This window comes from Paraglaciecola polaris LMG 21857 (assembly GCF_000315055.1).
Classification (GTDB): Bacteria; Pseudomonadota; Gammaproteobacteria; order Enterobacterales; family Alteromonadaceae; genus Paraglaciecola; species Paraglaciecola polaris.
Genome location: NZ_BAER01000002.1, coordinates 1 through 6,681 on the forward strand (window position 1 = coordinate 1; position 6,681 = coordinate 6,681).

Here is a 6,681-nt window from a genome sequence, read left to right on the forward strand (position 1 = left end):
AATAACTTGCTGGTTGGCTGTGCTGACATTTTATCGATATCACTTTTACGTTCGGAAAAAGTTTTGAAATGAGTATTGTCCTCGACTGATCGTTAAAGCACTACATGTGCGTGTTAAATCTGAATTGAGAAGACGGCCTTTGCTAAACGCTTACAAAAAACCGTCTTAAAGTCGGTTTGTATCTAACTTTTAAGACCATAAAACGATACAAATCAGCCTATAGAAAAATCAATGTCTTAATTAGCTATAAAATGGGCTTACCTTGACTAATCAACGCTTGCTTGACTTTGAGACTAAACTCATAAGCACGTTTAATAACATCATCCTCATCAATCGTTAGCGCTTTACGATCTTCCATAAGTAATTTTCCGTCGACAATGCTATGTCGGACGTCGGTTGCATAAGCCGAGTATACGATCGCAGAGTAAGGATTATAAATAGGTGTCATATTGGCTGATTTAGTGCCAATAACAATAATATCTGCCAATTTACCTACTTCTAACGATCCTATTGAATCCCCCTGATTGAGCACGTTAGCACTGCCCATTGTCGCCATTTTGATCACCTCAACGGCTGGCATAAGGCTTCGGTCTTTATTCCATTGCTTTTGTACTTTTGCGACTTGACTAAATTCATCCATTAAACTGATCGTGTTCCCAGACATTGGGCCGTCAGTCCCTAAGCCGACGTCAACACCTTGCTTTAACATTTCCACGACGGGAGCAACACCTTTTGCAGCTTTGATATTGGCACTCAAATTATGGGCAACACCGACATGATATTTTTTCAAAATCGCAATATCTTGCTCATTCGCTAAAATGACATGAGCGCCCACTAAATTCTTATTTAGAACCCCAATGCTTTCTAAATAGGCGATCGGGGATAAACCATTACTACGCTGAGCAATTACGTCTTGCTCTTTTTTAGATTCAGCCAAATGCGTTAGAACTGGAACGTCGTATTTCAAGGAGAGCTCTGCTATTTTTTGCAGGGTTTCAGTCGTATTTGTATACGGACCATGAGGCGCAAATGCAGGAGTAATACGAGGATGATTCTTGTATTTTTTTATAAATTTTTCTGCGTAAGCAATGCCCTCTTCTGCCGTTTTAGCGTCAGCTTGGGGATACTTAATAACTGTTTGTCCTAGCACAGCGCGCATCCCAATTTGATCTACGGCTTTTGCGACCTCATCTTCGAAATAATACATGTCAGCATAAGTTGTCACTCCCCCTTTAAGCATTTCTAAGTTGCCCAATTCCGCGCCTAAATAAACCATTTCTCGAGATACAAATTCTTTCTCTAACGGGAAAATGTATCCATGTAGACGATCCTCAACATCGTCCCCTAGAGAGCGAAATAACGTCATCGAAACATGAGTATGTGTGTTAATGAACCCAGGTAGCACCAAGTCGCCCTCAACATCTAAAACTTTTGTGGCCGTAAATAGTTGAGTCTTCGAATGGGGTCCTATCTCGATAATTTTGTTGTCTTTAATAGCCAAAAAACCGTTCGGATACTCTGTGAGACCTGAGTCCATGGTGAGAATATGCCCATTAGTAATTAATATATCGACTGTCTGCTGGGCATTTAAAATAGAGGAAAAACCAAAGAATAAGAGAAAACTAAGAATAGTTTTTAAAATGCAATTTAATTTCATTCGACAACTCCTAAATAGGAAAAAGTTGGTGTGACAGAACTACTCCAGTTAAACATATGGAGCAGCTCGACCACTAAACAGGCAATACTAAAAGATTGCTTAGAACTTAACTTTAAAGTCCGCTCCCCATGCCCGTCCTTCGTTAACAATACCAGCAAGGTTGTTAATGGTTAAACCACCAACTAATGCTGTTTCATCGGTTATATTTCGACCATAAGCCGCAACTTCCATATCGTAATCATTCACGGCGAAAAGGTAACCGATGCGAATACCACCTTCCAAATAGGGATCCTGTTGCATTTCAACGGCATCAATCAAGGAAAATTGTACTTCACTTGCGTAAGACCAATCAGTATAGAAATAAAGATCTCCATCCCCGACTTGCGTGCTATAACGCATTGTGAAGTTTCCGATCCACTCTGGCGCACGAGGTAAGGATAATCCATCTACACCAATCAAGCCGTTTTCATCTACTGGATTCCGTACGGTACAAAAATCACAGGTTGAGATAGCTGCATTATCATCCTGAATCTCGGTGTTATTGTAACTAACCCCCAACGTAGTAAGTAAGTCTGCGGTTATCGCATACTCAGCTTCAAGTTCGAAGCCGTAACCAACCGTTTTATCTATATTCAGGAGTTCTTTTGCCGCCCCCTCATCGAAAGAAGACTGTGCAGTTAATTGCTGGTCATCCATCTCAAAATAAAAAATATCGAAATTGACCCTAGCAGACCCATCTAACAGATCAGATTTTGCTCCAACTTCTATTGAGTGAATTGTCTCTGAATCTGCAATACTTAATTGTGGGTTATTACCACTAACGACGCGCCCTTGAATGCTGGGAGCTCTAAATCCTTTTGCAACTCGGCTATACAAATTGGTATCGCTTGAATACTTATAAGTTGCACTTAAATCCCAGCTAATAGCCGAGTCTTCTGTATTGGCATACATTGGATCAAAAAACTCACCATCGCTAGAGGTCGAAATGATTCGCTGAGCAGTATATTCTTTTTCATCTTTTGAGTATCGAAGTCCACCAGTGATACTGAGTTCATCACTCACATCATAATCGCCTGAAAAAAATACAGCCCATGCGTCCGTTTGCTGATTCTGTTGCAAATATCGTTTAACACTGCCGTCTTCATTATAATGAAAGGTATCGATATCGAGATCTTCGGTAAAAAAGAATGCACCAGCTTGGTAATCAAACCGGCCCAGCTCATTAGAGGCAATTCTAAACTCTTGAGTGAATTGACTATGCTCAGGGATCCCGTCAGCACTTTCTACGGAAAATAAAGGCACTGTTCCCAGCTCTCCTGTGTATCCAGAGGGGTCGCCAAAACTACTCACTCTATACCCACCGTCAACATCTGCACGTGAAAACATTTCAACCGACTCATAACCCGTCACCGACGTATAGCTAAAGTCATTATCTAAGTATTCTAATTTAACGCTGCCGCCGTCTACTTTCACACTCTGAGTTGCTCGTTGAGCTGCATCTTGATAGACAATATTGCGATCAAAGTTTTCTACAAAGTTATTTGTACCGGGTTTGATTGCACTAGCGCGAAATACAGTAGGAGTCCCATCTAAATCTCGAGTGTGATAGTTAAAAAGCGCGGAAAGCTTATCACTAGGCTCGTATAAAACTTGGACTTTAGCTGCTCGGTCATCATACCCACCTAAAACGTCTTTTTCCTCGAAACCAGGGGCTTGGGTATCGATATAGTCATCTCGCGTTTGATTTAATAACGAAACTCGAACTGAAAGCGTGTCGGTTAACCCTCCGCTTAGTGCGCCTTGAGTCGATAATGTATTTAGAGAGCCGTATGAAGCAGAAAAATAACCTCCAAAATCTTGTGTTGGCCTCTTAGAAGTAAATTTCACTAGGCCGGCCGGTGTATTTCTACCAAATAGAGTCCCTTGAGGTCCTCTTAGTACTTCTACGCTTTCTACGTCAAAAACAGGGAACCCTTTTAAAATAGGGCTTTCTTGCACAACGTCATCATAAATCAAAGATACTGGCTGAGAAGCGTTTAAATCAAAATCTTGGTTTCCTAAACCTCGAATATAAAAGCGCGGAAAAGAGCGACCAAACGAAGATTCAATTTTCAAACTCGGTATGCGTGCCGACATAAAACGAATATCAGCGCCATTCGTAGTAATGCTATCGAGCAAATCGTCTTTCATGACAGAAACTGAAATAGGAACTTCTTGTAAATTTTGAGTACGCCGCTGTGCCGTAACCGTTATATTTTCGATTGTTCCTTTACCTGCTCCAGTAGGACGATCGTTACTGGCGTTCTGTTGAGCTTGGTCGTTGATGAGACTATTTGTCTCCACTCGCTTTTTTCCGTCGAGTTTTACTCCCTCTATAGCTTTTTCGATTGCGATCGTTTTGCTATTTATATAACGGTATTGAAGTTCTGTATTTTTAAGCAGTAAATCTAAAGCTTCTTCTTCTGTATACGAGCCTGAGAACGCTTCAGCAGTCAAACCGTTAGCTACATTAGAAAAGAATACAATCTGTTTACCAAATTTCTTTGCTACATTTTGCAATGCATTATCAAGGGGTATTGCCGCTATTTTGATTTGTACTTGTTTGATTTGGGCGCTGACGTCAGTCACCACACTCAAACTGCCCGCCAACGACAAAATAACAGAAAGTACAATTGGCTTTCTTTTCCACTTAGGGATATGTGTTTTCATGCTTATGTTCCTATGACCATGATATATTAGTGTTTTTTATTGGGCATAGATAATCGCCAACAATATCGCAGGTTTTTACCTGCTCAAGAAGAAAGAGTGCAGTGACACTAACTTTGGGTACTATTATTTATATATTTATTTTTTGTACCTACTTTCTATCCAGAAGCACTCTTAATTAATGAGAACCTTTTTTTTTCATTTTTTACGCGTCAAATACCGCAGCAAGATATGAAGCAATGACTAACAATACAGTAAGTAGAAACAGTAGATTTATCAAAGGGCTATATGATAGTTCTTATAAAGAGCTATTTGCTTTCTTATTGCGGCGTTCAAAAAACAAACAACAAGCGCAAGATTTTTCACAAGAAGCCTATCTTAGACTAATGCGTGTAGAACGAACTGATCTAATAGAGCAACCAAAAGCGTATCTTTTTCGTATCGCTGCTAATTTAGTCCATGAAGTGAGAATCAAAAGTGATCGCCAAGCGGAAAAAGATACCTGTTCACTTGATGGCATTGAAGAAATAGCGAGCGATGATGATCCCCAATCGAATTTCGAAATGCAAAAAGCGATCACTGATTTAGAAAATATACTTTCAGGTTTACCGGCTATTTATCAATCGATACTACTTATGAGAAAAAGAGACGGCTTAAAACATGCCGAGATCGCGCAAAAACTTGGGATTTCAATTCATACCGTGCGAAAATATTTAACCAGAGCGATTACTGAATGTCGAAAGGCACATAGTATGAGTAAAGAATTATGAGTAAGTATAACCAAGCAAACATTCATATTATTGAAGAAGCGAGTCATTGGGCAATGCTTTTGGATGACGGTGATTTAAATGAGAAGCAAAAGAAGGAATTTACTCATTGGTTACTTAAAGGACCGGTTCACCTCGACGAGTTTTTACAGGCTTGTGCCATTTTTGATGTGTTGTCTGACATTGATCCAAACAAGGATATTTCTATAGATAGTTTGTTAGCAAACATAAGTAAGTCAGACGGTAATATTTTAACAATTCATAGCAATAAAATTAACTCGGAGAAAACAACTAAAAATGAACGTCGAGGAAAAAATATAACAGCCCGTATATGGTTAGCGATGGCAGCAACGATTGTCATCAGTATTTTTACGTTCTCTCAACTGAATTCCCCCTTATTTATTAATGAAGATACCCCTAACCTTCAATTAAAAAATGACTATACAACCGCGCTTGGTGAACAGCGAAGCGTAACACTAGCTGATGGCTCAATAGTGTATTTAAATACGTTAACGAATATCGAAATTGACTACACTGAACAGTTTCGGAACATTTACCTATATCAAGGTGAAGCGATATTTAAAGTTGCACATGATCCGAATAAACCGTTCAGAGTTTGGGTAAATGGAACAATGTTTCAAGCTTTAGGCACTGAATTCAATGTCAGAAACAACCAAGGTACAATTGAATTAACGGTCATTACAGGTGAAGTAGCTCTGACAAATAATGCAGTCAAAAACCAAGATTTAGCAATCAAGGATGATTCCATTCGATTACAGAAAAACACCAATATTGATTTCACATCAGATAAAACGTTAATAGTCTCAATAGGACAACAAGCAACTGTGCAATCAAATGGCATAGTGAAAACAGAAGTCAAAGCTGACTTGGATAAAAAAACCTCTTGGAAAGTCAGGGAAATGATGTTTAAGAATGATCGTTTAGATGAAGTGATTTATGAATTCAATCGCTACAACACCCTGCAAATAACAATAGACTCCCCTAGCCTTTCACGTATGTCGATCACTGGCGTATTCGAAACGAATGATCCTCTCTCATTACTAAAGTTTTTAGAAAGCTCTGGTAAAGCAAAGATCCAACGAGACGGTCCTAATAAGATTATTATTTGTGATGTATGAACGTATGCCTTGTATTAGAGTGTTTATTAGTAAATCACTCGATCTGTAGTGGCCAAATCAACTATGTCATTAAATCTAATATGAATTAATATTAGTGTCTCAAAATCCTATTTATCTTGAATAACTTTAATTATTTCAGACACAAAAAACCGACTCAAGATCGGTTTGTATATATCTTCGAGTAGACAACAAAGATATGGTACCAGTGGGTGAAGCGGAATTTTTTAGCTGCACAGCACTACTGAACAACCAGACATGGATGCCTCGGCTGGGGGAGTATCATCAGGGACGTGTTTCCTCTGAATTTAAAAACTCCACGAACTCAAATCCCAGAAAAAACTACTTGGCTTTTCCGCGATTGGAGAATGACAAAATACCTTAAAGTAAATAACTTACATAGCTTAGTTAACCT

At 39.1% G+C, this 6,681-nt stretch carries 4 protein-coding genes; 2 read left to right on the plus strand and 2 right to left on the minus strand.

Translation table 11 applies throughout. The features are described from left to right. Positions 1–244: 244 nt before the first annotated feature. Both GPLA_RS00140 and GPLA_RS00145 read right to left on the minus strand, forming a co-directional pair. Positions 245–1,657, minus strand: a complete 1,413-nt coding sequence (locus tag GPLA_RS00140) for an amidohydrolase (RefSeq protein WP_007102758.1) — start codon at positions 1,655–1,657, stop codon at positions 245–247. Positions 1,658–1,756: 99 nt separating this feature from the next. Then, positions 1,757–4,366, minus strand: coding sequence for a TonB-dependent receptor domain-containing protein (locus GPLA_RS00145; protein ID WP_007102759.1), 2,610 nt, complete (start codon positions 4,364–4,366; stop codon positions 1,757–1,759). Between the two features lie 236 nt (positions 4,367–4,602). Here GPLA_RS00145 and GPLA_RS00150 point away from each other — a divergent pair, with 236 nt between their 5' ends. Together GPLA_RS00150 and GPLA_RS00155 are read left to right on the plus strand one after the other, a co-directional pair. After that, positions 4,603–5,133, plus strand: coding sequence for an RNA polymerase sigma factor (locus GPLA_RS00150; RefSeq protein WP_007102760.1), 531 nt, complete (start codon positions 4,603–4,605; stop codon positions 5,131–5,133). Next, positions 5,130–6,269: a FecR family protein gene (locus GPLA_RS00155; RefSeq protein ID WP_007102761.1), complete on the plus strand. Its 1,140-nt coding sequence runs from the start codon at positions 5,130–5,132 to the stop codon at positions 6,267–6,269. The genes GPLA_RS00150 and GPLA_RS00155 overlap by 4 nt, the downstream gene beginning before the upstream one ends. The last annotated feature ends 412 nt before the right edge of the window (positions 6,270–6,681 follow it).

Bases quoted from the DNA above. Each gene is read 5' to 3' on its own strand.
- GPLA_RS00150 (WP_007102760.1), top strand. From the start codon at position 4,603: ATGACTAACAATACAGTAAGTAGAAACAGTAGATTTATCAAAGGGCTA.
- GPLA_RS00155 (WP_007102761.1), top strand. From the start codon at position 5,130: ATGAGTAAGTATAACCAAGCAAACATTCATATTATTGAAGAAGCGAGT.
- GPLA_RS00140 (WP_007102758.1), bottom strand. From the start codon at position 1,657: ATGAAATTAAATTGCATTTTAAAAACTATTCTTAGTTTTCTCTTATTC.
- GPLA_RS00145 (WP_007102759.1), bottom strand. From the start codon at position 4,366: ATGAAAACACATATCCCTAAGTGGAAAAGAAAGCCAATTGTACTTTCT.